The sequence below is a fragment of the Brachybacterium endophyticum genome, assembly GCF_003130585.1.
GTDB classification, from domain to species: domain Bacteria; phylum Actinomycetota; class Actinomycetes; order Actinomycetales; family Dermabacteraceae; genus Brachybacterium; species Brachybacterium endophyticum.
Genome location: NZ_QFKX01000004.1, coordinates 158,517 through 184,435 on the forward strand (window position 1 = coordinate 158,517; position 25,919 = coordinate 184,435).

The 25,919-nt window shown below is 71.7% G+C and carries 19 protein-coding genes; 4 read left to right on the top strand and 15 right to left on the bottom strand.

The genetic code is table 11. The annotated features are described in order from the left end of the window. Positions 1-107 precede the first annotated feature (107 nt). From gap to uvrA, 6 genes are all read right to left on the bottom strand, one after another. Entirely contained in the window at positions 108-1,112 is a 1,005-nt protein-coding gene (gene gap / locus DEO23_RS11225; RefSeq protein WP_109276123.1) for a type I glyceraldehyde-3-phosphate dehydrogenase, read from the bottom strand. Between the two features lie 194 nt (positions 1,113-1,306). Then, positions 1,307-2,281: a DNA-binding protein WhiA gene (gene whiA / locus DEO23_RS11230; RefSeq protein WP_109276124.1), complete on the bottom strand. Its 975-nt coding sequence runs from the start codon at positions 2,279-2,281 to the stop codon at positions 1,307-1,309. Beyond that, positions 2,265-3,401 carry a gluconeogenesis factor YvcK family protein gene (locus tag DEO23_RS11235; protein WP_109276125.1) on the bottom strand — a complete coding sequence of 379 codons (1,137 nt, stop codon included), beginning with the start codon at positions 3,399-3,401 and terminating at the stop codon, positions 2,265-2,267. Before DEO23_RS11235 ends, whiA begins: the two co-directional genes overlap by 17 nt. Continuing rightward, positions 3,398-4,351 carry an RNase adapter RapZ gene (rapZ, locus tag DEO23_RS11240; protein ID WP_109276126.1) on the bottom strand — a complete coding sequence of 318 codons (954 nt, stop codon included), beginning with the start codon at positions 4,349-4,351 and terminating at the stop codon, positions 3,398-3,400. The genes DEO23_RS11235 and rapZ overlap by 4 nt, the downstream gene beginning before the upstream one ends. A gap of 181 nt (positions 4,352-4,532) precedes the next feature. Continuing rightward, on the bottom strand, positions 4,533-6,422 hold the full coding sequence (gene uvrC, locus DEO23_RS11245) for an excinuclease ABC subunit UvrC (RefSeq protein ID WP_109276127.1): 1,890 nt from the start codon (positions 6,420-6,422) through the stop codon (positions 4,533-4,535). Positions 6,423-6,431: 9 nt separating this feature from the next. Further along, positions 6,432-9,281, bottom strand: a complete 2,850-nt coding sequence (uvrA, locus tag DEO23_RS11250; RefSeq protein ID WP_109276128.1) for an excinuclease ABC subunit UvrA — start codon at positions 9,279-9,281, stop codon at positions 6,432-6,434. 201 nt (positions 9,282-9,482) lie between these two features. Here uvrA and DEO23_RS11260 point away from each other — a divergent pair, with 201 nt between their 5' ends. Together DEO23_RS11260 and DEO23_RS11265 are read left to right on the top strand one after the other, a co-directional pair. Then, positions 9,483-10,226 (top strand): MBL fold metallo-hydrolase, encoded by a 744-nt coding sequence (locus DEO23_RS11260; RefSeq protein WP_109276130.1) that lies wholly within the window; start codon positions 9,483-9,485, stop codon positions 10,224-10,226. After that, a complete protein-coding gene (locus DEO23_RS11265) occupies positions 10,223-11,962 on the top strand; it encodes a bifunctional 3'-5' exonuclease/DNA polymerase (RefSeq protein ID WP_165831813.1) in 1,740 nt (579 codons plus the stop codon). Before DEO23_RS11260 ends, DEO23_RS11265 begins: the two co-directional genes overlap by 4 nt. 16 nt (positions 11,963-11,978) lie before the next feature. Here DEO23_RS11265 and uvrB read toward each other — a convergent pair whose 3' ends face one another. Together uvrB and coaE are read right to left on the bottom strand one after the other, a co-directional pair. Next, on the bottom strand, positions 11,979-14,087 hold the full coding sequence (uvrB, locus tag DEO23_RS11270) for an excinuclease ABC subunit UvrB (protein WP_109276132.1): 2,109 nt from the start codon (positions 14,085-14,087) through the stop codon (positions 11,979-11,981). Between the two features lie 70 nt (positions 14,088-14,157). Beyond that, positions 14,158-14,895 (bottom strand): dephospho-CoA kinase, encoded by a 738-nt coding sequence (gene coaE / locus DEO23_RS11275; protein ID WP_109276133.1) that lies wholly within the window; start codon positions 14,893-14,895, stop codon positions 14,158-14,160. A gap of 100 nt (positions 14,896-14,995) precedes the next feature. On the opposite strand from coaE, the gene DEO23_RS11280 reads away from it, so the two are divergent. After that, complete coding sequence (locus DEO23_RS11280) at positions 14,996-15,922, top strand: trimeric intracellular cation channel family protein (RefSeq protein WP_109276134.1); 927 nt, start codon at positions 14,996-14,998, stop codon at positions 15,920-15,922. 79 nt (positions 15,923-16,001) lie between these two features. On the opposite strand, the gene aroD is transcribed toward DEO23_RS11280, so the two are convergent. From aroD to polA, 7 genes are all read right to left on the bottom strand, one after another. Next, positions 16,002-16,793, bottom strand: coding sequence for a type I 3-dehydroquinate dehydratase (gene aroD, locus DEO23_RS11285; RefSeq protein ID WP_109276135.1), 792 nt, complete (start codon positions 16,791-16,793; stop codon positions 16,002-16,004). Between the two features lie 4 nt (positions 16,794-16,797). Then, positions 16,798-17,880 (bottom strand): 3-dehydroquinate synthase, encoded by a 1,083-nt coding sequence (aroB, locus tag DEO23_RS11290; protein ID WP_109276136.1) that lies wholly within the window; start codon positions 17,878-17,880, stop codon positions 16,798-16,800. After that, on the bottom strand, positions 17,877-18,536 hold the full coding sequence (locus DEO23_RS11295) for a shikimate kinase (RefSeq protein ID WP_240613365.1): 660 nt from the start codon (positions 18,534-18,536) through the stop codon (positions 17,877-17,879). Before DEO23_RS11295 ends, aroB begins: the two co-directional genes overlap by 4 nt. Beyond that, entirely contained in the window at positions 18,533-19,804 is a 1,272-nt protein-coding gene (aroC, locus tag DEO23_RS11300) for a chorismate synthase (protein ID WP_109276137.1), read from the bottom strand. Before aroC ends, DEO23_RS11295 begins: the two co-directional genes overlap by 4 nt. Before the next feature lie 93 nt (positions 19,805-19,897). Then, positions 19,898-20,728, bottom strand: coding sequence for an HAD-IIA family hydrolase (locus tag DEO23_RS11305; protein ID WP_109276138.1), 831 nt, complete (start codon positions 20,726-20,728; stop codon positions 19,898-19,900). A 146-nt stretch (positions 20,729-20,874) separates the two neighbouring features. Beyond that, the gene (gene rpsA / locus DEO23_RS11310) at positions 20,875-22,362 is read right to left on the bottom strand and encodes a 30S ribosomal protein S1 (RefSeq protein WP_109276139.1); all 1,488 of its coding nucleotides are present in this window, start codon (positions 22,360-22,362) and stop codon (positions 20,875-20,877) included. A 199-nt stretch (positions 22,363-22,561) separates the two neighbouring features. After that, entirely contained in the window at positions 22,562-25,279 is a 2,718-nt protein-coding gene (gene polA / locus DEO23_RS11315) for a DNA polymerase I (protein ID WP_109276140.1), read from the bottom strand. A 130-nt stretch (positions 25,280-25,409) separates the two neighbouring features. Here polA and DEO23_RS11320 point away from each other — a divergent pair, with 130 nt between their 5' ends. Then, complete coding sequence (locus tag DEO23_RS11320; RefSeq protein ID WP_109276284.1) at positions 25,410-25,919, top strand: hotdog fold thioesterase; 510 nt, start codon at positions 25,410-25,412, stop codon at positions 25,917-25,919.

The following is a 25,919-nucleotide window of genomic DNA, read 5'->3' on the forward strand; positions in this document are numbered from 1 at the left end:
TCCTCGGTAGGGGGCGGACGGAAGCGGCGGAGCCCGCCCGAGGCCGCGCCTTCACAGGGTGCGGCGCCGGACGGGCTCCGTCGGATCTCAGCTCGGGAGAGAGAGGATCAGAGGCTCTTGCCGACGAGCTGGCTGAGCTCGACCAGGCGGTTGGAGAAGCCCCACTCGTTGTCGTACCAGGCGAAGATCTTCACCTGGTTGCCGTTCACCTTGGTGAGCTGCGCGTCGAAGATCGAGGAGTGCGGGTCGCCCTCGATGTCCTTGGAGACGATCGGGTCCTCGGTGTAGCGCAGGATGCCCTTGAGCGGGCCCTCGGCGGCCTTCTTCACCGCGGCGTTGACCTCCTCGGCGGTGACCTCGCGGGAGGCCTCGAAGGTGAGGTCGGTGATCGAGCCGGTGGGGACCGGCACGCGCAGCGAGTAGCCGTCGAGCTTGCCCTTGAGCTCGGGGAGCACGAGCGCCACGGCCTTGGCCGCACCGGTCGTGGTCGGCACGATGTTCAGGGCGGCGGCGCGCGCACGACGCGGATCCTTGTGCGGGCCGTCCTGCAGGACCTGGTCCGAGGTGTAGGCGTGGATCGTCGTCATCAGGCCCTTGACGATGCCGAACTCGTCGTTCAGCACCTTCGCCACCGGCGCGAGGCTGTTGGTGGTGCAGGAGGCGTTGGAGACGATGTTGTGCGACGCGGGGTCGTAGTCGCCCTCGTTGACGCCGATCACGAAGGTCGCGTCCTCGTTCTTCGCCGGAGCGGAGATGATGACCTTCTTGGCGCCACCCTCGAGGTGCGCCTTCGCCTTCTCGGCGTCGGTGAAGATGCCGGTGGACTCGATGACGACGTCCGCGCCGATCTCGCCCCACGGGATGTTCTTGGGATCGCGCTCGGCGAAGGCCTTGAAGGTGGTCTCGCCGACGGTGATCGAGTCCTCGTCGTGGCTGACCTCGTAGGGCAGCACACCGCCGATGGAGTCGTACTTGATGAGGTTGGCGAGCGTGGCGTTGTCGGTGAGGTCGTTGACGCCGACCACCTCGATGTCAGCTCCCTGCTCGAGGGCGGCGCGCAGGTAGTTGCGCCCGATGCGACCGAATCCGTTGATTCCGACCTTGATGGTCACGGTTCCTCCTTGGAACGCAGCCGTGGCTGCGGGGATGGGTGTCGCGCACGCCCTCGTACGCTCGAACGACCGCGCCGTCCCCTCGGGTACCCGGGGGAACGATCACGACCACGGATCAGTCTATCAATCCTCGGTGGCGCGGCTCACGCGTCCCGAGGTGCGGACGACCGTTTCGACCGGGTTCGTCGTGGCGCTCACTCGTCGGAGTCCTCGTCCCCCTCGTCGGTGCCGGGCACGCCGAGCTCCTCCGCCCGCTTGTCGGCCATCGCCAGCAGGCGGCGGATCCGTCCGGCGACGGCGTCCTTCGTCATCGGCGGATCGGCGTGACGGCCGAGTTCCTCGAGGCTCGCCTGGCGATGCTCGATCCGCAGACGCCCGGCCTCGCGCAGGTGATCGGGCACCTCGTCGGCGAGGATCTCCAGCGCACGCTCGACCCGCTGTCCCGCGGCGACCGCGGCGCGCGCGGAACGCCGCAGGTTCGCGTCGTCGAAGTTCGCCAGCCGGTGGGCCGTCGCACGGACCTCCCGGCGGGTGCGCCTCTCCTCCCAGACCAGCACGGTCTGGTGGGCGCCCATCCTGGTCAGCAGCGCGGAGATCGCGTCGCCGTCCCGCAGCACCACGCGATCTCCTCCGCGCACCTCGCGGGCCTTGGAGGCGATCCCGATCCGGCGCGCGGCTCCGACCATGGCGAGGGCCACCTCCGGTCCCGGGCAGCCCAGCTCGAGGGCGGAGCTGCGACCGGGCTCGGTGAGCGATCCGCGGGCGAGGAAGGCACCGCGCCAGGCGGCCTCGGCATCGACGGCGGCGCCGCCGACCACGGCCGGGGGCATCCCCCGCACGGGCCGGCCGCGCGCATCGAGCAGTCCGGTCTGACGCGCGAGCACGCCGCCGTCGCCGCCCACCCGCACGATGTAGGTCGTGGTGCGACGGATGCCCGACGGCGAGAGCACGGCGATCTCGCTGGGATGGCCGTACACGTCGGCGATGATGGCGCGCAGCCGCCGCGCGGTCGCCGCGCTGTCGAGCTCGGCCTCGATGACCACACGCCCGCCCTGGAGGTGGAGCCCCCCGGCGAAGCGCAGCATCGCAGCCGCCTCCGCCTTGCGCGCGGAGGGCCGGGTCACCTCGATCCGTGCCAGCTCCTCCTTGGCGTCAGCGGTCAGTGCCATCCTCGGTCCCCTCCCTGTTCTGCGTGGTCCCCGGTGCGTTGTCCACCACGGACTCGCCCTCCGCCCCGGGTCGTCGGTTCTGCCCGGTGCTGCGAGCGGCACCGGCCCCCTGGCCGATGTCCCCGAACACCCCGTCGAAGACGTCGCGGTAGGCGGCCGCCAGCCGCACCGGGTCGTGCTCGGGCACGCCGGCGGCGACGCTCACCTGCCGCAGCAGCGTGCGGATGCCCCGGGTGTGGGCGAACTCGGCGAGCTCGACCGCGTCGTCCAGGGCCGTCGGATCGGCGATCACGGTGTCGAAGCGCGTGTCCGGCGCGGCGTCCAGGAGCACCGAGAGCAGGTCGCGGCTGCGCATCCCCTCGATCTCCTCTCCCCCGGCCTCGAGGTTCATCACCACGCAGCGGTGCGCGCTGGTGGTGCGCAGCGCCTCGGCGATCTCCGGGATCTGCAGGTGCGGCAGGACCGAGGTGTACCAGGAGCCGGGGCCGACGACGACCCAGTCGGCCGCATGGATCGCCTGGACGACCTCGTCCGGCACCCGCGGACGCTCGGGGATCAGCCGCATCGTCTCGACGCGGCCCGGCGCCTCGGCGACCTGGGCCTGGCCGCGCACCGTGGAGCGCGTGCCGTCGGCGAAGACGACCTCCGCCTCGATGTCCAGGGGGTCCAGCGCCATCGGCAGCACCCGGCCGCGGGCGCCCAGCAGTTCGCCGATGCGGTCGAGCCCGGCGATCGGGTCCTCGAGGATCTGCCACATGGCCACGATCATCAGGTTGCCCAGGGCGTGGCCGTCCAGCTCGCCGTCGGTCGCGAAGCGGTGCTGGACGGCGTCGTGCCAGAAGGCGCCCCAGTCGGAGTCCTCGCACAGTGCGGCGAGAGCCATCCGCAGGTCGCCGGGAGGCAGCACCGGCAGCTGCCCCCGGATGCGTCCCGAGGAGCCGCCGTCGTCGGCCACGGTCACCACGGCTGTGATGTCGTCGACCAGCAGTCGCAGCGAGCGCAGGTTGGCGGCGAGACCGTGCCCGCCGCCGAAGGCGACGACACGGCGCGGGGCCGACAGGGAGCGTCGGGGGCCGTGCCGCAGGTGCGGGGGCAGCCCGGGAAGTCGCGAGGAGGTCATTCGCGCCCCAGGTCCCGGTGACGCACCCGCACGGCGAATCCGGCCTCACGGAGGTCCTCGCCGATCTTCTCCGCCATCGCCACCGAACGGTGCTTGCCACCCGTGCAGCCGATCGCGATCGTCGTGAAGTGCTTGTTCTCGTTGGAGTACCCGCGCAGCACCGGGCGGATCATCTCGAGATAGCGGGAGGCGAACTCGGCGCCGTTGGGATCGGCCAGCACGAACGCGGCGACCGCGTCGTCGGTCCCGCGCAGGGCCTTCAGCTCGGGAACCCAGTAGGGGTTGGGGATGAAGCGCACGTCGCTGACGTGGTCCGCCTCGATCGGGATCCCGTACTTGAACCCGAAGGACATGACGTTCACCGTCAGCGCCTGCTCGCTGTGGGACCCGAAGGTGGTGCGCATCTTCATCGTCAGCTGGTGCACGTTCAGCGGCGAGGTGTCGATGACGATGTCCGCCAGGCGCCGGTAGGGCGCGAGCATCTCTCGCTCGCGGCGGATGCCCTCGAGCACCCCCTCCTCGCCCTGCAGCGGGTGCGGACGGCGCACGGAGTCGAAACGGCGCACCAGCGTGTCCTCGTCGGCGGTGAGGAACACCAGGCGCACGCGCATCTCCGAGCTGCGCAGCTGCGCGATGACCCGGGAGAGCTCGGAGAAGAAGGGTCCGGAGCGGGGGTCGACGACCACGGCGAAGCGGTTCGGGCGCCCTTCGGCCTGCTGCTGCAGGTCGGACAGCTCCGGGATCAGCTGCGGAGCGATGTTGTAGACGACGTACCAGCCCAGGTCCTCGAGGGCGTGGGCGGCGGTCTCACGTCCCGCCCCCGCGAGTCCGGTGATGACGACGACGTCGCCCGGGACGTCGGGCGGAGGGGAGTCGGCGGCGTGCGGCGCATCCTGGGGGCCGACCTCGGCGCTGGGCGCGGAGGCGCCGGGGATCTCCTCTGACGCCATCGGTGCTCCTTGCTCCTCGTAGGACTGATGGGGCCGCTCGTTCCCGCTGCGGTGGCGGCGGGATCGGCGCGGCTGCGTGCGGTCCGAGCAGGATACCGGCCCGCTGCGGGCAGGCTACCGGGACCACGGACATCATGCCCGTTCAGCTGCGATCTGCGTGATCTCCTCGGCGTCGCCCGGCCTACGGGAGGATCTCGCCGGTGGCCATGTCGACCGCGGGCTCGGGCTCCTCCCCGCGCAGGGAGGCGAGGATCTGGGCGGCCAGCTGGGGTCCGATCCCGGAGACCTCCTGCAGCGCCTCCTCGTCGGCCTCCCGGATCGCCTTCACGGTCGTGAAGCGGTCCAGCAGCGCGCGCTTGCGGGCCGGGCCCAGGCCCGGCACCTCGTCGAGCGCGCTGGACTGCATGGCCCGGCCGCGCTTGGAGCGGTGATAGGTGATCGCGAAGCGGTGGGCCTCGTCGCGCAGCCGCTGCACGAGGAACAGCGCCTCGCTGGTGCGGGGCAGGATCACCGGGTACTCGTCCCCCGGCAGCCAGATCTCCTCGAGCCGCTTGGCGATCCCGGCCAGGGCGATGTCGGTGATCCCGAGGTCGTCGACAGCGCGTTGGGCGGCGGCGACCTGGGGCTGTCCGCCGTCGACGAGGATCAGCGAGGGCGGGTAGGCGAACCGTCGGGAGTCCTCGTCGTCGACCGGCTTCGGGTCGAGGTGGTGCTGCAGGCGCCGCCGGATCACGTCGTACATCGAGGCGGTGTCGTCCCGGGCGGCCTCACCGCTGACCGAGTAGCGGCGGTACTCGCTCTTCTTGGGCAGACCGTCCTCGAAGACCACCTGGGAGCCGACGACGTTGGTGCCCTGGGCGTGCGAGATGTCGAAGCACTCGATGCGCAGCGGGGGCTCGCTGAGCTCGAGGGCGTTGCCGAGGTCCTCGAGGGCCTTCGTGCGGGCGGTGAGATCGCCCGTGCGACGCAGACGGTGCAGGCGGAGCGCGTCCTCGGCATTCGCGGCGACGGTCTCCAGCAGCTCCTTCTTCTCGCCGCGCCGCGGCACGCGCAGGTCCACCCGGCGCCCGGTGAGCTCGCGGATCTGCTCGGCGTTGGTGGGCAGGTGGCTGACCAGGATCTCGGCGGGCGCCTCGCCGTCGGTGTAGAGGGTCGCGAGCGCCCGCTCCATGAGGTCGGCGGGGCCGGAGTCGTCGAGGATCTCGGCGGTCCAGCCGCGCTGACCGCGGATGCGGCCACCGCGCACGTGGAAGACCTGGATCGAGGCCTCGAGCTCGTCCTGCACGAGCGCCACCAGGTCCGCGTCGGTGGCGTCGGAGAGCACCACGGAGTTCTTCTCCATAACCTTCTGCAGCGCCTGCAGGTCATCGCGGAGTCCGGCGGCGGTCTCGTAGTCCTGGGCGGCGGCGGCCGCCCGCATCTGCTCCTCGATGCGCCGTAGGTGCGCGCCGGTGTTGCCGGCCATGAAGTCGCAGAACTGCTCGGCGAGCCGGCGGTGGTCCTCCGGGGAGATCTCCCCGGTGCAGGGGGCCGAGCACTTGCCGATGAACCCCAGCAGACAGGGGCGCCCGGCGCGCTCGGCGCGGCGGAAGACCCCGGCGCTGCACGAGCGCACCGGGAACACGCGCAGCATCAGGTCGACGGTCTCCCGGATCGCCCACACCTGCGTGTAGGGGCCGAAGGTGCGGTCGCCCTTGGGGCGGGGGCGGCGGGTCACGTGCACGCGGGGGAACTCCTCCCCCATGGTCACCGCGAGGTAGGGATAGGACTTGTCGTCGCGGAACTTGACGTTGAACCGCGGGTCGAACTCCTTGATCCAGGTGTACTCGAGAGTGAGGGCCTCGACCTCGGTGCGCACCACCGTCCACTCCACGCCGGTCGCGGTGGTGACCATGCGCCGCGTGCGCTCGTGCAGGACCGAGAGGTCCTGGAAGTAGTTGGACAGCCGCGCCCGCAGGTTCTTCGCCTTGCCGACATAGATCACCCGACCGTCGGCGTCGCGGAATCGGTAGACGCCCGGTGAGGTGGGGATCGTCCCGGTGGCGGGGCGGTAGGTCGAGGGATCAGCCATCGTGAGGGGTCACTGCCTCCCGGAGTCGAGGAGCTGGGCCAGGAACCGGCCCGTGTGGGAGGCGGCGACCCGCGCGACCTCCTCGGGGGTGCCGGCCGCGACCAGCCGGCCGCCGCCGTCGCCACCCTCGGGACCGAGGTCGACCACGTGGTCCGCGCTCTTGATGACGTCCAGGTTGTGCTCGATCACGACCACCGTGTTGCCCTTCTCGACGAGCCCGTTGAGGACCTCGAGCAGCTTGCGCACGTCCTCGAAGTGCAGCCCCGTGGTGGGCTCGTCGAGCACGTAGATGGTGCGGCCGTTGGAGCGCTTGTGCAGCTCGGAGGCGAGCTTGACGCGCTGCGCCTCACCGCCCGAGAGCGTGGTCGCGCTCTGCCCCAGACGCACGTAGCCCAGGCCCACGTCGTTCAGGGTCTGCAGCTGGCGACGGATCGCCGGGACGGCGTCGAAGAACTCCGCGGCCTCCTCGATCGGCATGTCGAGGACCTCGGCGACGTTCTTGCCCTTGAAGTGGACCTCGAGGGTCTCCCTGTTGTACCGCGCCCCGTGGCAGACCTCGCAGGTCACATAGACGTCGGGCAGGAAGTTCATCTCGATCTTGATGGTGCCGTCGCCCGAGCAGGCCTCGCAGCGCCCACCCTTGACGTTGAAGGAGAACCGCCCGGCCTTGTAGCCGCGCACTTTCGCCTCGGAGGTCTGGGCGAACAGGGTGCGCACCCGGTCCCACACTCCCGTGTAGGTCGCCGGGTTCGAGCGCGGGGTGCGGCCGATCGGCGACTGGTCGACGTGGACGACCTTGTCGAGGTTCTCCAGGCCGGTGATCTTCTTGTGGCGCCCGGCGACGGTGCGGGCACCGTTGAGCTCCTTGGCGAGCACCGAGTAGAGGATGTCGTTGATCAGCGTGGACTTGCCCGAGCCGGACACGCCGGTGATAGCGGTGAAGGTGCCCAGCGGGATGCTGGCATCGACGTTCTTGAGGTTGTTCTCGCGGGCGCCGAGGACCGTGAGAAGTCGATCCTTCTGGACCGGGCGGCGCACGGGCGGGACCGGGATCGAGAGCGCGCCGCTGAGGTACTGGCCGGTGAGGGACTCGGGGTTGGCCTTCAGTCCCGCCAGATCGCCCGAGTGGATGACGTGGCCGCCGCGCTCGCCCGCGAACGGACCGATGTCCACGATCCAGTCGGCGGCGTTCAGCGTGTCCTCGTCGTGCTCCACGACGATCAGGGTGTTGCCGAGGTCCCGCAGACGCGTGAGGGTCCCGATCAGCCGCTCGTTGTCGCGCTGGTGCAGCCCGATCGAGGGCTCGTCGAGGACGTAGAGCACGCCCACCAGGCCCGAGCCGATCTGGGTCGCCAGCCGGATGCGCTGCGCCTCGCCGCCGGAGAGCGTCCCGGCCGCGCGCGAGAGGGTCAGGTAGTCCAGGCCCACGTCGAGCAGGAAGCCGAGTCGGGACTCGATCTCCCGGAGCACCTCGGAAGCGATCTGCGCCTCCTTCTCGCCGAGCTCGAGGCCGCCGAGGAAGCCGTGGGCCTCGCGTATCGAGAGGTCGCAGACCTCCGCGATCGAGCGCTCCCCGACGGTCACCGCGAGCACCTCGGGCCGCAGACGGGCGCCCCCGCAGGCGGGGCACGGGACCTCGCGCATGAACTGCTCGTAGCGGTCCTTGGCCCAGTCCGACTCGGTGTCCTCGTGGCGGCGCTCGAGGTAGTGGATGACGCCCTCGAAGCCGGTCGAGTAGCGGCGCTCGCGGCCGAAGCGGTTGCGGTAGCGCACGTGAACCTTGAAGTCGTTGCCGTGCAGCAGCGCCTCGGTGGCGCGCTGGGGCAGTGCGCGCCACGGGGTGTCCAGCGAGAAGCTGAGCTCCTCGGCCAGGCCCGCCATCATCTGCTGGTGGTGGTCGGCATGCCCCATCGTCCACGGCGCGATCGCGCCCTCGGCGAGGGTGAGGTCCTCGTCGGGGATCACCAGCTCCGGATCGACCTCGAGGCGCATGCCCAGGCCCGTGCACTCCGGGCAGGCGCCGTAGGGGGCGTTGAAGGAGAAGGAGCGGGGCTCGATGTCGTCGAGAGCGAGCTGATGGTCGTTGGGGCAGGCGCGCTTCTCGGAGAAGCGGCGCTCACGATCCGGCGCCTCGCTCTCGCGATCCACGAAGTCGACGACCAGGAGCCCGTCGGCCAGGCGCAGCGCGGTCTCGACCGAGTCGGTGAGGCGACGCCGGGAGTCCGGCTTGGCGGCCAGACGGTCCACCACCACCTCGATGGTGTGCTTGAACTTCTTGTCCAGCTCGATGCTCTCGTCGAGGCGCCGCACGTCGCCGTCGATGCGGGCGCGCGCGTAGCCCTCGGAGCGCAGGGAGCTGAGCAGATCGGCGTGCTCGCCCTTGCGCCCGCGCACCACGGGCGCCAGCAGCTGGAAGCGGGTGCCGGGCTCCTCGCCCAGCAGCACGTCGACGATCTGCTCCGCGCTCGAGCTGGTCACCCGCTCCCCGCACACGGGGCAGTGCTGGACCCCGGTGCGGGAGAACAGCAGGCGCAGGTAGTCGTAGACCTCGGTGATGGTGCCGACGGTCGAGCGCGGGTTGCGGTTGGTGGACTTCTGGTCGATCGAGACGGCCGGCGAGAGTCCCTCGATGAGGTCGACCCGGGGCTTGTCCATCTGCCCCAGGAACTGGCGGGCATAGGCCGACAGCGACTCGACGTAGCGTCGCTGCCCCTCGGCGAAGATGGTGTCGAAGGCCAGGGAGCTCTTCCCGGAGCCGGAGAGGCCGGAGAAGACGACCAGGTGGTTCCGGGGGATCTCGATGTCGACGTTCTTGAGGTTGTGCTCGCGGGCGCCGCGGACCAGAAGGGTGTCACTCACCCGGCCATCCTACGAGCGCGGGCCGACGTCCGAGAGGGCGATGAGGCCGCTGCCACGGAGCGCTTCGCGCACGGCGGACAGCGGCATGTCCGCTGACCTGTGCTCCGCCACCACGGCGAGTCGCCGTCGCACGGGGAACGCGCGCTCGCACGCCGGCCGGCGCCCTCTCACCGCACCCTCGTCCCGGTCCATACTGGGGTCATGAGCGAGAACCGTGACCACGAGTCCGCCGCGAGCGCCGATGACGTCGTCTCGGCGACCGGAGGGCAGGACGGACCGCCCTACGACGGCCACGTCGAGGCCGACGGTCCCACCGCCACCCGGCGGACCTCGACGTTGGTGATCCGCAAGGCCTCCGTCGGCCCGATGGACAACAACGCCTACCTGCTGACCTGCCGGGTCTCGGGGGCGCAGCTGCTGATCGACGCCGCCGCGGACCAGCCCCGGCTGCTGCGCCTGGTGCGCGAGGGCTCCCCCGCCAGCCGGCTCGACTCGATCGTGACCACCCACAGCCACCACGACCACGTGGGCGCCCTCGCCCAGATGGTCGCGGCGACGGGTGCCCGCACCTACGCCGGCGCGGCCGACGCGCCCGACATCCCCACCCCCACCGATCAGACGCTCGGCAACGGCGACCTGGTGAGGGTCGGCGTCAACGACCTCGAGGTGATCGGACTGCGCGGGCACACCCCGGGCTCGATCGCCCTGCTGTGGCGGGGCGGCGAGGACGGCGACCACCTCTTCACGGGGGACTCCCTGTTCCCCGGCGGCGTCGGGGCGACCCGCGGGGACGCCGAGCGGTTCACCTCGCTGCTCGAGGACGTCGAGCAGCGGATCTTCGACCACCTGGACGACGCCACCTGGGTCTACCCGGGACACGGCGACGACACCACGCTCGGCGCCGAGCGCCCGCACCTGGGCGAGTGGCGCGAACGCGGGTGGTGACACGGCCGCCGACGACCCGTGAGTGCGTCGTCGGCCGCGGGGCCGACGGGCGGATCGCCCTGCGCGAGCAGGCCGAGGACGGCATCACGCTGCGCAGCCACGAGGTGGACCCGCAGGACTGGCCGCAGCGGGCCCGGGAGATCGAGGACGCGGTCGGCCCGCGCTGGGTGCTCCCCGACGCCGCCACCTGGTGCCCCGCACTGCTGGACGCGGGCGTGGTCCTCGCCCGCTGTCACGACCTGCGCCTGGCCCACCGGATCCTCGCCCGCTCCGTGCTGGTGCGGGACGCCCGGGCGCTGCGGGAGGCGAGCGCCTGGGAGACGCCCGAGGAGACCGCGGCGCAGGACCCGCAGCGGGGCACCGCCCTCTTCGAGCTCGACGCCGCCGGCCGCACGGGAGGCGTGCCGCAGCAGATCGCAGAGGTCCTCGCCGAGCACGCCCGTCAGCAGGAGGCGGTCGCGCAGTCCGCGGAGCCCTCGCGGCTGCGCCTGCTGCTGGCGGCGGAATCGGCCGGGGCCCTGGTCGCCGCGGAGATGCATGCCGCCGGGATCCCCTGGGACGTGGCCGAGCACGATCGACTGCTGACGGAGTCCCTGGGTCCCCGACCCCGTCGCGACCAGGTGCCGGCGCGGATGGCGGAGGTCGGTGCCGCGGTGCGCGCCGCCCTCGAGGACCCGATCCTGAGCCTCGACTCCCCGCCCCGGGTGCTGCGGGCCCTGCGCCGCGGCGGGATCGACGTCTCCTCGACCTCGCAGTGGGAACTGGCGGAGCACGATCATCCGGCGATCCCACCGCTGCTGGAGTACAAGAAGATGGCCCGGCTGCTCACGGCCAACGGCTGGCACTGGCTCGATCAGTGGGTGCACGAGGGTCGCTACCGCCCCGTCTACGTCCCCGGCGGGGTGGTGACCGGGCGCTGGGCCAGCAGCGGCGGCGGGGCCCTGCAGATCCCGCGGCGACTGCGTCCCGCGCTGCGGGCGGATCCCGGGTGGCGACTGGTCAGCGCCGACGTCTCCCAGCTCGAGCCGCGGGTGCTGGCCGCGATGTCGGGCGACCGCGCGATGGCCGCGGCGGGCGCGGGGCAGGACCTGTACTCGGGGATCGTCGAGGCCGGCATCGTCGCCACCCGGCAGGAGGCGAAGGTCGGGGTGCTCGGCGCCCTGTACGGCGGCACCACCGGCGACAGCGCCCGGGTGGTGCCGCGGCTGCGCGAGCGCTTCCCACGGGCGATGCGTCTGGTCGACGACGCCGCCGCCGAGGGCGAGCGCGGCGGGATCGTCAGCACCTGGCTGGGGCGTTCCTCTCCCCCGCCCGAGGAGGCGTGGTCCACGGCCCAGCGCTCGTCGAACCTGCCGGACGCCGGCCAGGCCGAGCAGGAGCGGGCCCGGCGCTCGGCCCGGGATCGCGGCCGCTTCACCCGCAACTTCGTCGTGCAGGGGACGGCGGCGGAGTGGGCGCTGTCCTGGATGGCGGCCCTGCGGCTCGCGCTGGCCGGCTTCCCGGCGGTCCCCGAGAGCGAGGCCGCGACGCCGTCGGGCCCCGCCTTCGCGCCCCGCGCGCACCTGGCCTACTTCCTGCACGACGAGGTCATCGTGCACGCCCCCGCCTCCCAGGCCGAGGCGGCGGCCGCGGCGGTGCGCGAGGCCGCCGACGGCGCCGGGCGTCTGCTGTTCCCCGGTAGTCCGGTCGATTTCCCGTTGGACCTGCAGATCACCGAGCGGCAGGCCGAGAAGTAGGGCCCTCGGCGTCCGTTCAGGACGCGCTGCGCTGGACCTGCTTGAGCTCCTTCTTGAGCTCCTGGACCTCGTCGCGCATCCGGGCCGCGACCTCGAACTGCAGGGTCTCGGCGGCCTGGTGCATCTGCGCCGTCATCTCGTCGATCATCGCGCTGAGGTTGCCCACCGGGTCGTCGCCCAGGTCCACGGTGCGCGAGGAGACCGCGTCGACCACGTTCGCCCGCGCCCGGTCCCGGTTCACACGCTCCTTGCCGGAGCGGTAGTCGGTGGCCAGCAGGGTGTCGGTGTCGATGTCCTCACGCGCGAGCATGTCGGTGACGTCCGCGATCTTCTTGCGCAGCGGCGTGGGGTCGATCCCGTGCTCGGTGTTGTAGGCGACCTGCTTCTCGCGACGCCGGTTGGTCTCGTCGATCGCCTCGCGCATCGAGTCGGTCACCGTGTCGGCGTACATGTGCACCTGCCCCGAGACGTTGCGGGCCGCGCGACCGATGGTCTGGATCAGCGAGGTGCGCGAGCGCAGGAAGCCCTCCTTGTCCGCATCCAGGATCGCGACCAGGGAGACCTCCGGCAGGTCGAGTCCCTCGCGCAGCAGGTTGATGCCCACCAGCACGTCGTACTCGCCCTGGCGCAGCGAGCGCAGCAGCTCGACGCGACGCAGGGTGTCGACGTCGGAGTGCAGGTACTGCACCCGCACCCCGTTCTCCAGCAGGTAGTCGGTGAGGTCCTCGGCCATGCGCTTGGTGAGCGTGGTGACCAGCACGCGCTCGTCGCGCTCGACCCGGGTCTCGATCTCCGCGCGCAGGTCGTCGATCTGCCCCTTGACGGGCTTGACGATGACCTCGGGGTCCACGAGCCCCGTGGGCCGGATGATCTGCTCGACCACGCCGTTGCTGCGCCCCAGCTCGTAGTCGGCGGGGGTCGCCGAGAGGTACACGGTCTGCCCGGTGCGCTCGGTGAACTCCCCGAAGGTCAGCGGGCGGTTGTCCAGCGCGCTGGGCAGACGGAACCCGAAGTCCACGAGGGTGCGCTTGCGCGAGCGATCGCCCTCGTACATCGCGCCGATCTGCGGGACCGTCACGTGGGACTCGTCGATCACCAGCACGAAGTCCTCGGGGAAGTAGTCCATGAGCGTGTTCGGCGCGGTGCCCGGTCCGCGGCCGTCGAGGTGGCGCGAGTAGTTCTCGACACCGTTGGTGGTGCCCACCTGGCGCAGCATCTCGAGGTCGTGGGCGGTGCGCATGCGCAGGCGCTGCGCCTCGAGCAGCTTGTTCTGGCCCTCGAGCTCCGTGAGCCGCTCCCCCAGCTCGGACTCGATGGAGTCGATCGCCCGGGCCAGGCGCTCGGGCCCGGCGACGTAGTGGGAGGCGGGGAAGATGTGGATGTCCTCCTCCTCCCGGATCACCTCACCGGTGACCGGGTGGAGGGTGTAGATCGCGTCGACCTCGTCGCCGAAGAACTCGATGCGGATCGCGAGCTCCTCGTACATCGGGATGATCTCGACGGTGTCGCCGCGCACCCGGAAGGTGCCGCGCACGAACTCCACGTCGTTGCGGTCGTACTGCATGTCCACGAAGCGGCGCAGCAGGTCGTCGCGGTCCACCTCGTCCCCGCGGCCCAGGCGCACCATCCGGTCCACGTACTCCTGCGGGGTGCCCAGGCCGTAGATGCACGAGACGGAGGAGACCACGACCACGTCACGACGGGTCAGCAGCGAGTTCGTCGCGCTGTGCCGCAGACGCTCGACCTCGGCGTTGATCGAGGAGTCCTTCTCGATGTAGGTGTCCGACTGGGGGACGTAGGCCTCGGGCTGGTAGTAGTCGTAGTAGGAGACGAAGTACTCGACGGCGTTGTTGGGCAGCAGGTCCCGGAACTCGCTCGCCAGCTGCGCGGCGAGGGTCTTGTTGTGGGCCATCACCAGGGTCGGGCGCTGCAGCTTCTCGATCAGCCAGGCCGTGGTCGCGCTCTTTCCAGTGCCCGTCGCGCCCAGCAGCACGACGTCCTGCTCGCCGTCGTTGATCTTCCGCGCGAGCGCGTCGATCGCCTGCGGCTGATCGCCGGAGGGTCGGTACTCCGAGACCACCTCGAAGGGGTGGACGGAGCGGGTGAGATCGGTGACGGGGCGCATGGCACGAGCCTACGACCCCGTCCGCGCGCACGGGGCACCGCAGCGGTCGGATCCTGTCCGCTGATCGCGATCAGCGGCGCGGGGTCTCCCCCAGGTCTGCGGTCCCCGTCCGCTGCTGCCGCAGACGCTCGAGCAGGACCAGGGACCTCGCACGCAGGATCTCCGGTGCGGCCGTATTCAGCAGCAGATGATCGGCCCGACGGATCCTCTCGAGATCGCTGACCTGGGCGGCCATCACGGACTCGACGTAGGCGCGGTCCCTGTCGCGGTCGCGCACCACCCGTTCGATGCGGTCCTCGCGGCGCGCGAGGACCGCGACGACGGCGTCGTACTCGTCCTCCCGACGCTTCTCGAGCAGCAGCGGGTTGTCGTGCACCACCAGCGTCTCGCCGGCCTGCAGCGCCGCGACCTCCTCCGCGATCACCGCCTCGTCGACGCGGCGCAGCACGATCGCCTCGAGATCGGCCCGCGCCGCGGGGTCGGAGAAGACCAGACGGGCGAGGGCCGGCCGGTCGACGGTGCCCGAGGCGGCGCGGATGCCCTCCCCGAAACGCTCGACGGCCTCCTCGAGGCCGTCGCCCGGCGTGTCCAGGACGGCCCGTGAGTGGGCGTCCAGATCGATCACGGTCAGGCCCGCCTCGCGCCAGGTCCGTGCGACGGTCGACTTCCCGGCGCCGATGCCCCCGGTCAGGCCGATGCGCGCCGGAGCGGACGACTTCCCCGTGGCGTCATCGCGCGAGGATCGGCGGTCGCCAGACGTGGCGGGATCCGCCGCCGGGTCGGTCGCGGGGTCGGGTGCGGAGGCCATGCACCGATCGTAGAGGGGTGACGGCCGCGGGCGGCAGCTCACCGGTCATCGGCGTCACAGGCCGTCGCACGGCGCGCCCGGGGGCAGTACCGTCGTCACCGTGGATCCCCTCGAACTGCTGGTCACCAACGACCTCCTGCGCGGGCTGGACCTGCTGGGCGTGTTCATCATGGGCGTGGCGGCGGGTGCCCTCGCCGCGCGTCTGGACTTCGATGCGGTCGGCTTCGCGATCATCGGCATCGTCGCCGGGCTCGGCGGCGGTCTCGTGCGTGACCTCATCATCGGCGTGGACGTCCCCGCCGCCTTCGACGGCCCCTGGTACCTCGCGTGCGCTCTCGCGGGCTCGGCGTTCTCCCTGCTGGTCTCCGCCGAGGCCACCTGGTGGCGACGCACGGTCACGCTGCTGGACATCATCGCGATGGCCCTGTGGGCGGCGACGGGAACCGCGAAGTCGATCGGCTTCGGTCTCGAGCCGCTGCCGGCGGTCCTGCTGGGGGTGACCAGCGCGGTGGGCGGCGGTGTCATCCGCGACGTCCTCGTCGGCCGCGTACCGGCGATCTTCGGCGGCGGTCCCCTGTACGCGACCGGGGCGCTGGTGACCGCGATCGCGACGTGGGTGGTGGTGCGCCTCGGCCTGCCCTCGGCCGCCGTGCTGGTCGCCGTCGCCCTCGGGGCGCTGCTGGCGATCCTCGCGGCCTGGCGGCGCTGGCGCCTGCCCGGCGGGCGCGAATGGCAGGTGACGCTCTCGGCCTCGCAGATGAAGTCGCTCGTGCGGCGCGTGCGCAAGGACGAGCGTCAGCGGGTCGCCCTGCAGACCGGTGCGATCCCCGTGGTCGACGAGAGCGTCGACGACTTCGCCGAGGACTCCACGAGCGAGGACGTCGATGCCGCCGGCTACGAGCGCCGAGCCCTGGGCACCGATGCCGACGTGCTGGATCCCGAGAGCGGATCGTTCGCCCCCACCAGGTTCCGGCCCGAGGAGGGCGAGGACACCGCTCAGGAGCCGGAGCGCCGCGAGGACTCGTGAGTACTGCGAGGACTCCTGGCCCCGCGAGGCCCCCTGGCCCCCGGGCGCCGCTCGCGTGCCGCTGAACGGGGTCCCTCGCTCAGGGGCGCAGCGCCTCGAGCATCCCCGCCACGTCCTCGGCGGCGAGCTGTCCGGGGGCCGAGGCCTCGCCGGCGCTGGCGAAGGTGGCCGCGGACCCGAACGTCTCGGCCGCGACGCGGCTGACCGCGCCCAGGGGCCCCATCGAGATCGCGATGTGGGGGCCGTGCCCCTCGCGGGCGACCTCGAGGCTCGCGCCGAGCAGGGTCAGCACGTCCTCGGCCCGACGCGGGGTGACGGCGATCTTGGGGGCGTCCGCGCCCCGCTCCCGCGCCTCGCGCAGGTGAGCCGTGATCCGCACGTGTGCAGGCGTGCGCTCGAAGTCGTGGGAGGAGCCGACGACGGCCAGGGAGCGCCCATGGGCCGCCTCGATCACGCGGTCGACCGCACGGCGACCACGCGCGGTCTCGATGTCCACGGCGTCCACGAGGGGGCTCCCGTCATCGGCCGAGGCGTCGATGCCCGCCAGCAGCGTCTTCTCGAGTGTGCCGTCGTCGATCGTGCGGCCCCCGCCCTCGGCCGCTGTCCGCACCGTCAGCAGCAGGCCGCGCCCGGGCCCGATCCGCTCGCGCAGGAGCGGGAGCAGGAAGAGCAGCTCCTCGCGGTGCCGATCCCCGGGGAGATCAGGGGCGAACAGGTCCGCGCGCCATTCGACGAGGCGGGCAGGCCCGGTCAGCGCCAGGTCCGCCTGCTCGAGGACGGACTGCGGTGTGGTCCCGGTGAGCGGGACGATGATCTCGGGCGTCCCCTCTCCCAGGACCGCGTCCCGGATCCGCACGCTGCGCGAGCTCATCGGCTCACTCCGCGGTGATCGCGGCGTAGGCGGCCAACAGCAGCGCCGGGTCGGGCCCCTCGAGCCGGGAGACGCGGCCGATCCGGTCCAGGACGACGAAGCGCAGCACCCCGGCCCGGCTCTTCTTGTCGCGCTTCATCGCGTCCTCGAGCTTGGGCCACTGGCGGTCACGGTAGGTGGTGGGCAGCCCCAGCGAGGTGAGCACGGACCGATGGCGGTCGACGTCGGCCTCGGAGAGCTTGCCCGCGAGATGGGAGAGCTCGGCCACGAACATCATGCCCACCGAGACGGCGGCGCCGTGGCGCCACTGGTAGCGCTCGTTGTGCTCGATCGCGTGGCCCAGGGTGTGCCCGTAGTTCAGGATCTCCCGCTCACCGGTCTCGGTGAGGTCCTCGGAGACCACGCGGGCCTTCACGCGGATCGCGCGCTCCATGATCTCGCGGAAGGCGGGTGTGGCGATGTCGAGAACGGCGGCCGGGTCCTCCTCGACGATCTCGAGGATCCGGGTGTCCTCGATGAGCCCGATCTTGACCACCTCGGCGAGACCGGCGGTGACGTCGTTCGCGCCCAGCCCCGCGAGGACGTCGAGGTCCTCGACGACGGCGATGGGCGGATGGAAGGAGCCCACGAGGTTCTTGCCCTCGGCCGTGTTGATGCCCGTCTTCCCGCCCACGGCGGCATCGACCATCGCGGCGACCGTGGTGGGGACCTGCAGCACGTCGATGCCGCGCAGCCAGGTCGCGGCGACGAAGCCCGCGAGGTCGGTCGCAGCACCGCCGCCCAGGCCGATCACGAGATCCTGGCGGGAGAGCTCGGCCTGACCGCAGACCTGCCAGAGGAATCCGGCGACCTGCGCGGTCTTGGCCTCCTCGCCGTCGGGGACCTCCGCGAGGAACGCCGAGCGGTCGGTCGCGGTGATCGCCTCGCACAACTCGTCGGCGACCGTGCGCAGGCTCGGCTGGTGCACGATCACGACCCGTCGCGCCCGCTCGGGCAGCTGGGCGGGGATGCCGGGGAGAAGGCCACGGCCCACCTGCACCTCGTAGCTCCCCTGCGGCGTGCCCACCGGGATGACCGTCGTGCTCATGCGTCCTCCTTCGTGCCGGGCGCGGCGGCGCCCACCTGGTCGATCGTCGTGCCGGGTTCGTGGTCGCGCTCCGTCTCGCGGACCGCCGCGATCACGCGACGCGCCACCGCGGGGACGTCCCCGCGGCTCGCCTCGATGCTCCACCGGGCCGCCTCGCGGTACAGAGGGAGCCGCTCCGCGGTGAGGGTGCGCCAGCGCTCGAGCGGGTCCTCCCCGGCGAGCATCGGACGTCCGCGTCCCGCGTGCACGCGCCGCAGGGCCGCGCTCTCGTCGATCTCGAGCAGCACCGTCGGGTGGGACGCCACCAGCGCGCGGGACGCAGGGTCGCCGACCGCTCCCCCGCCCAGCGCGAGCACACCGGCGTGGGTGGCCAGGGCGTGCGCGAGAACGCGCGCCTCGAGACGGCGGAAGGCCTCCTCCCCGTCGGCGGCGAAGATCTCGGGGATGCTGCGCCCGTCCCGATCCACGATCAGGGCGTCGAGGTCCGCGAAGGGGACGCCCAGGCGCCGGGCGACCTCGCGCCCGACCGTGGTCTTCCCCGCGCCCATCGGGCCGATCAGCACCAGACGCGGCCCGTGCACCGGTGGCGGGGAGGGCAGCGGGTGGCGGGCGGTGTGCTCCGGCCGCTCCGGGGACTCCGCGGACTCCGAGCTCACGAATCGCCGCCGTGACCGCGGCTCGCCTGCAGCTCGGTCGTCTCCTGCAGGTGGGCGCGGATCTCCTCGACGCTGTCCCCACCGGTCTTCTCGAGCAGGGCGTCGGCGAGGGTCAGCGCGACCACGGCCTCGGCGATGACGGCTGCGGGGGCGACCGCGCACACGTCGGAGCGCTGGTGGTTGGCGGTGGCCTCGCCGCCGGTCGCCACGTCCACGGTGCGCAGGGCACGCGGGACCGTCGAGATGGGCTTGAGCGCTCCGCGGACGCGGATCACCTGGCCGTTGCTCATGCCCCCTTCGAGGCCGCCGGCGCGGTTGGTCACGCGAGGGTACTCGCGGTCGTCGTGGGAGGGCAGGGCGGGGTCGCCCTCGCCCGCGTCGCGGCCGATCGGCAGGATCTCGTCGTGGGCGCGGGAGCCGCGGCGAGCAGCAGTCGCGAAGCCGTCGCCGATCTCGACGCCCTTCATCGCCTGGATGGACATGATCGCCTGGGCGAGACGTCCGTCGAGCTTGCGGTCCCACTGGGTGTGGGACCCGAGCCCCACCGGCACGCCGTAGGCGAGGACCTCGACGACGCCGCCCAGGGTGTCGCCGTCGGCCTTGGCGTCGTCGACCTCGGCCACCATCGCCGCCGACGTCTGCTCGTCGAAGCAGCGCAGCGGATCGGCATCCAGTGCCTCGGCGTCCTCGGGCGTGGGCAGCGCGGCCCCGTCGGGAACGCGGACACCGCCGACCCCGAGCGTGTGGGAGACCAGGCGGATGCCCGCGGCCTGCTCGAGGAGCGCGGCGGCCACGCGGCCGGCGGCGACACGCGCCGCGGTCTCACGGGCGCTCGCGCGCTCGAGCACCGGGCGGGCGTCCTCGAAGCCGTACTTGAGCATCCCGGAGAGGTCGGCATGACCGGGGCGGGGCCGGGTGAGCGGGCGGTTGCGGGCGATCTCGCGCTCGTCGCCCGTCCCGGCGTCGACGAGCAGGTCCTCGCGGGCCACCGGATCGGCCGACATCACCTTCTCCCACTTCGGCCACTCGGAGTTCGCGATCTCGATCGCGAGCGGCGAGCCGATGGTGCGCCCGTGACGGAGACCGCCCGGGATGCGCACCACGTCCTGCTCGAACTTCTGGCGGCTCCCGCGGCCGTGGCCGAGCCGGCGGCGCGCGAGCGCCGCACGCAGGTCGTCACTGGTCAGCTCGATCCCGGCGGGGACGCCGTCGAGCAGGGAGATCAGGGAGGGGCCGTGGGATTCCCCGGCCGTGAGCCAGCGCAGCATGATCCCGATTCTCTCACGCGGGCACGGCAGGGCACGCCGCCGTCCGCGCCCCAGTCGGGTCGGAGCGGCGGCGCGGCGCCCGGCCGGTGCCGCTCAGTCCTCGTCGAGCTCCACGGACTCCAGCGGGGTGAGCTGCTCGACGAGCGGGACCAGGTCCGAGATGCCGGAGAGCACCGTGGTGGGGCGGAAGGGGTACTTCTCGATGTCGGCCTCGAGGGTGGAGCCGGTGAGCACCAGCACCGAGCGCATACCCGCCTCCAGCCCGGACTTCACGTCGGTGTCCATGCGGTCGCCGATCATCACGGAGGTCTCCGAGTGCCCTCCGATGCGGTTCAGGGCGGTGCGCATCATCAGCGGGTTGGGCTTGCCCACGTAGTAGGGCTGGATGCCGGTGGCGGCGGTGATCATGGCCGCCACCGACCCGGTGGCCGGCAACGGCCCCTCCGCACTGGGTCCGGAGACGTCGGGATTGGTGGCGATGAACTTCGCGCCCTTGGAGATCAGGCGGATCGCGCGGGTGATCGACTCGAAGGAGTACGTGCGGGTCTCCCCCAGCACGACGAACTCGACGTCGGTGTCGGCGAGGATGAACCCCTCCTCGTGCATGGCGCTGGTCAGTCCTGCCTCGCCGATCACGTACGCGGAGGATCCGGGGGCCTGCTCGGCGAGGAACCTGGCGGTCGCCAGGGCGCTCGTCCAGATGGCCTCCTCGGGGATGTCGATGCCGCTGCGCGAGAGCCTCGCCCTCAGATCGCGGGGCGTGAAGATCGAGTTGTTCGTGAGCACCAGGAACGGTCGCCCGAAGCGCTGGAGCGCGGCGATGAAGTCCGATGCCCCGGGCAGGGCGGACTGCTCGTGGACGAGCACCCCGTCCATGTCGGTCAGCCAGGAGTGGATCGGATGGTCCTCGAGCACTGTGGTCATGCCCCTAGTGTGCCCTGTCGGCGCGGCCCGGTGGCACCGCACCTGCCCGGACGCCCGTCACACACGACGACGGGCGCCACCCCGAGGGGTGGCGCCCGTCGTCCGTGCGACCGATCAGCGGATCGGTGCGCAGCCGATCACGCGGATCAGTTGCCGGTGAGCTTCGCGCGCAGCGCGGCCAGAGCCTCATCGGAGGCCAGCGTGCCCTCGTCGGTCGGCGCCGACTGGTAGGAGGACTGAGCCGCCGCCGGGGCCGGCGAGGAGGTGCTCGTCTGCTGGGCGCCACCACCCTGCTCGGCCGACTCCTCGTCGGCCTTGATGGCGTCGGCGACCTGCTGCTTGTGAGCGGTCCAGCGCTCGTAGGCGGCCGCGTACTGGGCCTCCCACTCCTCGCGCTGGGCGTCGTAGCCCTCGAGCCACTCGTTGGTCTCCGGGTCGAAGCCCTCGGGGTACTTGTACTCGCCGTTCTCGTCGTAGTCGGCGGACATGCCGTACAGCGCCGGGTCGAAGGTCGAGTCGTCACCCTCGGGGTCGACACCCTCGTTGGCCTGCTTGAGCGAGAGCGAGATGCGGCGACGCTCGAGATCGATGTCGATGACCTTGACGAAGACGTCCTGGTCGACCGAGACGACCTGCTCGGGGAGGTCGACGTGGCGCTGGGCCAGCTCGGAGATGTGGACCAGGCCCTCGATGCCGTCCTCGACGCGGACGAAGGCGCCGAAGGGAACCAGCTTGGTGACCTTGCCGGGCACGACCTCGCCGATGGCGTGGGTGCGGGCGAACAGCTGCCACGGGTCCTCCTGGGTCGCCTTCAGCGACAGGGAGACGCGCTCACGGTCCATGTCGACGTCCAGGACCTCGACCTTGACCTGCTGACCGACCTCGACGACCTCGCTCGGGTGGTCGATGTGCTTCCAGGACAGCTCGGAGACGTGCACGAGGCCGTCCACGCCGCCCAGGTCGACGAACGCACCGAAGTTGACGATCGAGGAGACGACGCCCTCGCGGACCTGGCCCTTCTGCAGGGTCTGCAGGAAGTCCGAGCGGACCGCGGACTGGGTCTCCTCGAGGTAGGCGCGACGCGAGAGGACCACGTTGTTGCGGTTCTTGTCGAGCTCGATGATCTTCGCCTCGATCTCCTGGCCGACGTACGGCTGCAGGTCGCGCACGCGGCGCATCTCGACGAGGGAGGCGGGGAGGAAGCCACGCAGACCGATGTCGACGATGAGGCCACCCTTGACGACCTCGATGACGTGACCGGTGACGACGCCCTCGTCCTCCTTGATCTGCTCGATCGTGCCCCAGGCGCGCTCGTACTGGGCGCGCTTCTTGGACAGGATCAGCCGACCCTCCTTGTCCTCCTTCTGGAGGACGAGCGCCTCGATCTCGTCGCCGACCTCGACGACCTCACCGGGGTCGACGTCGTGCTTGATGGACAGCTCGCGGGAGGGGATGACGCCCTCGGTCTTGTAGCCGATGTCGAGCAGGACCTCATCGTGATCGACCTTCACCACGGTGCCCTCGACGATGTCACCATCGTTGAAGTACTTGATGGTCGAATCGATGGCGGCCATGATCTCATCGGCGTCACCGATGTCGTTGATGGCGATCTGGGGGGTCGTGGTCTCGGTCATGTAGGTCGGAACTCCGTCGGGACAGATATGAGTGGGTGGACAAGCGGATGTCCGAACGCGCGTGCGCACAGACCCGTCAAGAGTACCAGCCTCCCCTGCGGCGTGCGAGGGCGTTCCCGGTGCGGAGCGGGTGCGCTGCGTCTCCCCGCGCGGCGCCTCCCGACCCCGTGCCGTCCTGCGCCGAGTCCGCGCGTCCCTCTCAGTGGGCCGCTTCGAGCCAGGTGCGTCCGACGCCCACGCCCACCGAGAGCGGGACCGAGATCTCGTAGGCGTCGCCCATCCCGGTGACCACCAGATCGCGCACCTGCTCGAGCTCGCCCGGGGCGACCTCGAGCACGAGCTCGTCGTGCACCTGCAGCAGGACGCGGCTGGCGACACCCGCCGCGCGCAGGTCCGCATCGACCCGCAGCATGGCGAGCTTGATGATGTCCGCGGCGCTGCCCTGGATCGGGGAGTTCAGCGCGACCCGCTCGGCGTTCTCCCGCCGCTGACGGTTGTCACTGGTCAGGTCCGGCAGGTAGCGGCGTCGGCCCAGGATGGTCTGGGTGTACCCGACCTTCCTCGCCTGCTCGACGCTCTCGCGCAGGAAGTCGCGCACGCCGCCGAAGCGCTCGAAGTAGCCGTCGCGCAGCGCGGTGGCCTCCGCCTGGGAGATGCGCAGCTGCCGGGAGAGCCCGAAGGCGCTGAGCCCGTAGGCGAGCCCGTAGCTGACCGCCTTGGTCTTCGAGCGCATGGCGCCGTCGACCTGGTCGGGCTCGACGTCGAAGACGCGGGAGGCGACGAAGTTGTGCAGGTCCTCCCCCGAGCGGAACGCCTCGATCAGCCCCTCGTCGCCCGAGAGGTGCGCCATGATCCGCATCTCGATCTGCGAGTAGTCGGCGGTCAGCAGCTGCTCGTACCCCTCGGAGACCACGAAGGCGCCGCGGATGCGTCGACCCTCCTCGGTGCGCATGGGGATGTTCTGCAGGTTGGGGTTGTTCGAGGAGAGCCGACCGGTGGCCGCGATGTTCTGGTGGAAGGTGGTGTGGATGCGCGAGTCCTCGGCGATGAAGCGGCGCAGGGTCTCGATGATCTGACGCATCTTGGTGACGTCGCGGTGGGCGAGCAGATCCGCCAGGAACGGGTGCTGGGTCTTCTCGAACAGGTCGGTGAGGGTCTCGGCGTTGGTGCTGTACCCGGTCTTGGTCCGCCGTCCCTTGGGCATCTCGAGCCGCTCGTAGAGGACCTCCTGCAGCTGCTTGGGCGAGCCCAGGTTGATGCGGTCCCCGCCGATGTGGCTGAAGGCGGACTCGGCGACCTGCGTCTGCTGCCGCTCGTGCTCGGCGTCGAGCTCGGCGAGCACCGAGTCCTCGGCCTGGATGCCGACCGCCTCCATCTGACCGAGCACCTGGGCGAGCGGCAGCTCGAGATCGTCGTGCAGGGCCTGTGCCTCGTGCTCCTCGAGGTCCGCACGCAGCAGCGGCTCCAGGCGGTGCACCGCATGGGCGGCCCGGGCGAGGGCCTCGTCGGCCGCGGCGGATCCACCGCCGTCCAGGTCGAGCGTCTGCTGGCTCCCGGAGGCGGTGGTCTCCAGCTCCTCCTGCAGATGGCGCATGACGAGCCCCGCGAGGTCGGTGGGGCGCTGGTCCGGACGGCACAGGAACTCGGCGAGCCCCAGATCGGTCCGCCAGCCGTCGACCTGCAGCCCACGGGGCGAGAGCTCGTGGACCGCGTACTTGGTGTCGTGGGCGGTCTTGGGGATCGAGCGGTCGCTCAGCCAGTTCGCGAGCGCCTGCTCCGCGTCCCCGTCGAGGTCCGTGAGGTCGAGGACCGCGAGATCGGTGGCGGTGGCCAGGGCGAGCCGGGTCGCCTCCCCCAGCCCCAGCTCCCAGCTGCCGTCGATCGCGAGCGCAGCACCGCCCGAGAAGGGACCCGACAGCGCGGTGGCGATCTCGGCGCCGCGGGGACGGACCAGCTCGGGCATCTCGACGTCGGCGGCCCCGGGCTCCTCGTCCGCGGCGCCCTCGGGCAGGAACACGGCCGGCAGGTCCCGGCGGATCGTGGGCCCGAAGGCGAGGTCGTCGAAGACCTCGTTGACGGCCGCCCGGTCGCCGCGGCCCAGCGTGAAGACGATGTCGTCGTCGGGCAGCTCGAGATCCGTCACGGCGGCGTTCATGACGCGGTTGCGGCGCACGTCCTCGACGTGGTCGCGCAGGGACTGCCCGGCCTTGCCGGTGATCTCCTCGGCGTGCTCCAGCAGACCCTCGAGGGAGCCGTACTTCCCGAGCCACTTCGCGGCGGTCTTGGGGCCCACACCGGGCACGCCGGACAGGTTGTCCGCGCTCTCGCCCACCAGGGCCGCGAGGTCCGGGTAGTGCTCGGGGTCGACCTGGTACTTCTCCTGGACCGCGGCAGGATCCATGCGGCGCAGCTCGGTGACGCCCTTGACCGGCTGCAGCAGGGTGACGCCGGGCCCCACCAGCTGGAGCGCGTCACGATCGCTGGAGACGATGAGCGCCTCCTGACCCCGGCTGCGCATGCGGGTGGCGAGGGAGGCGATGATGTCGTCGGCCTCGTAGTCGGGGACCTCGAGCCAGCTCACCCCGAGCGCGTCCAGCGTCTTCTGGATCAGCGCGATCTGGCCGATGAACTGCTGCGGCGTCTCCTCGCGCCCGGCCTTGTACTGGTCGTAGATCCGGTCACGGAAGGTGCCGCCGGCCATGTCGAAGGCGACCGCCACGTGCGTGGGCTGCTCGGAGGCGACCACGTTGAACAGCATCCGGGCGAAGCCGTAGACGGCGTTCGTCGACTGCCCGCGACCGTCCGTGAACCCGTCGGCCGGGAGCGCGAAGAAGGCACGGAAGGCCATCGCATGGCCGTCGATGAGAAGGAGCCGGGTCGGGGCCGCGGCGTTGCCGGGATGCTCACTCGAGGTCATGGTCCAAGTCTCGCACGCGCGGGGGACGCCCGCCCGGCCGCTCCCCCGGGTCCACGCCCTGGGCGCTCGCCTCGGCCGGACCGTGCTCACGCGCCTCCTGCTGCGACGTGTGCTGTGGCACGCTGGGGACATGACCTCCTCCGATCCCGTCTCCGCTCCCTCCGCCGACCCTGCGGCGCCCGCCGCCGACGGCGCACCGCTCGACATCCTCGGCCCCGATCCCGACATCAGTCGGGCCGACGCCGTGCTGCAGGGGACCCTCGCCGAACGCCTGGGGATCCGGTGCCTGCGCCTGGCGGCCGACGGCGGCGAGATGACGATGCCGGTCGAGGGCAACACGCAGCCGGCCGCGCTGCTGCACGGCGGGGCGACCATCGCGCTCGCGGAGACCATCGCCTCGATGGCGGCGTACGTGCAGGCCCGCACCGTCCACGGGGCCGGTGCCCAGGCGGTGGGCACGTCGGTCTCGGCGACGCACCACCGATCGGGCCGCCGCGGCCTGGTCACCGCACACTGCAGCGCGCTGCACCTGGGGCGGCAGGTCGCGTCCTACCTGGTGGAGGTCCGCGACGAGGACGAGCGCCTGCTCTCGACGGTCCAGGTGTCCACGATGCTGCTGGCGCCGCGCCCGGCGTCCTGA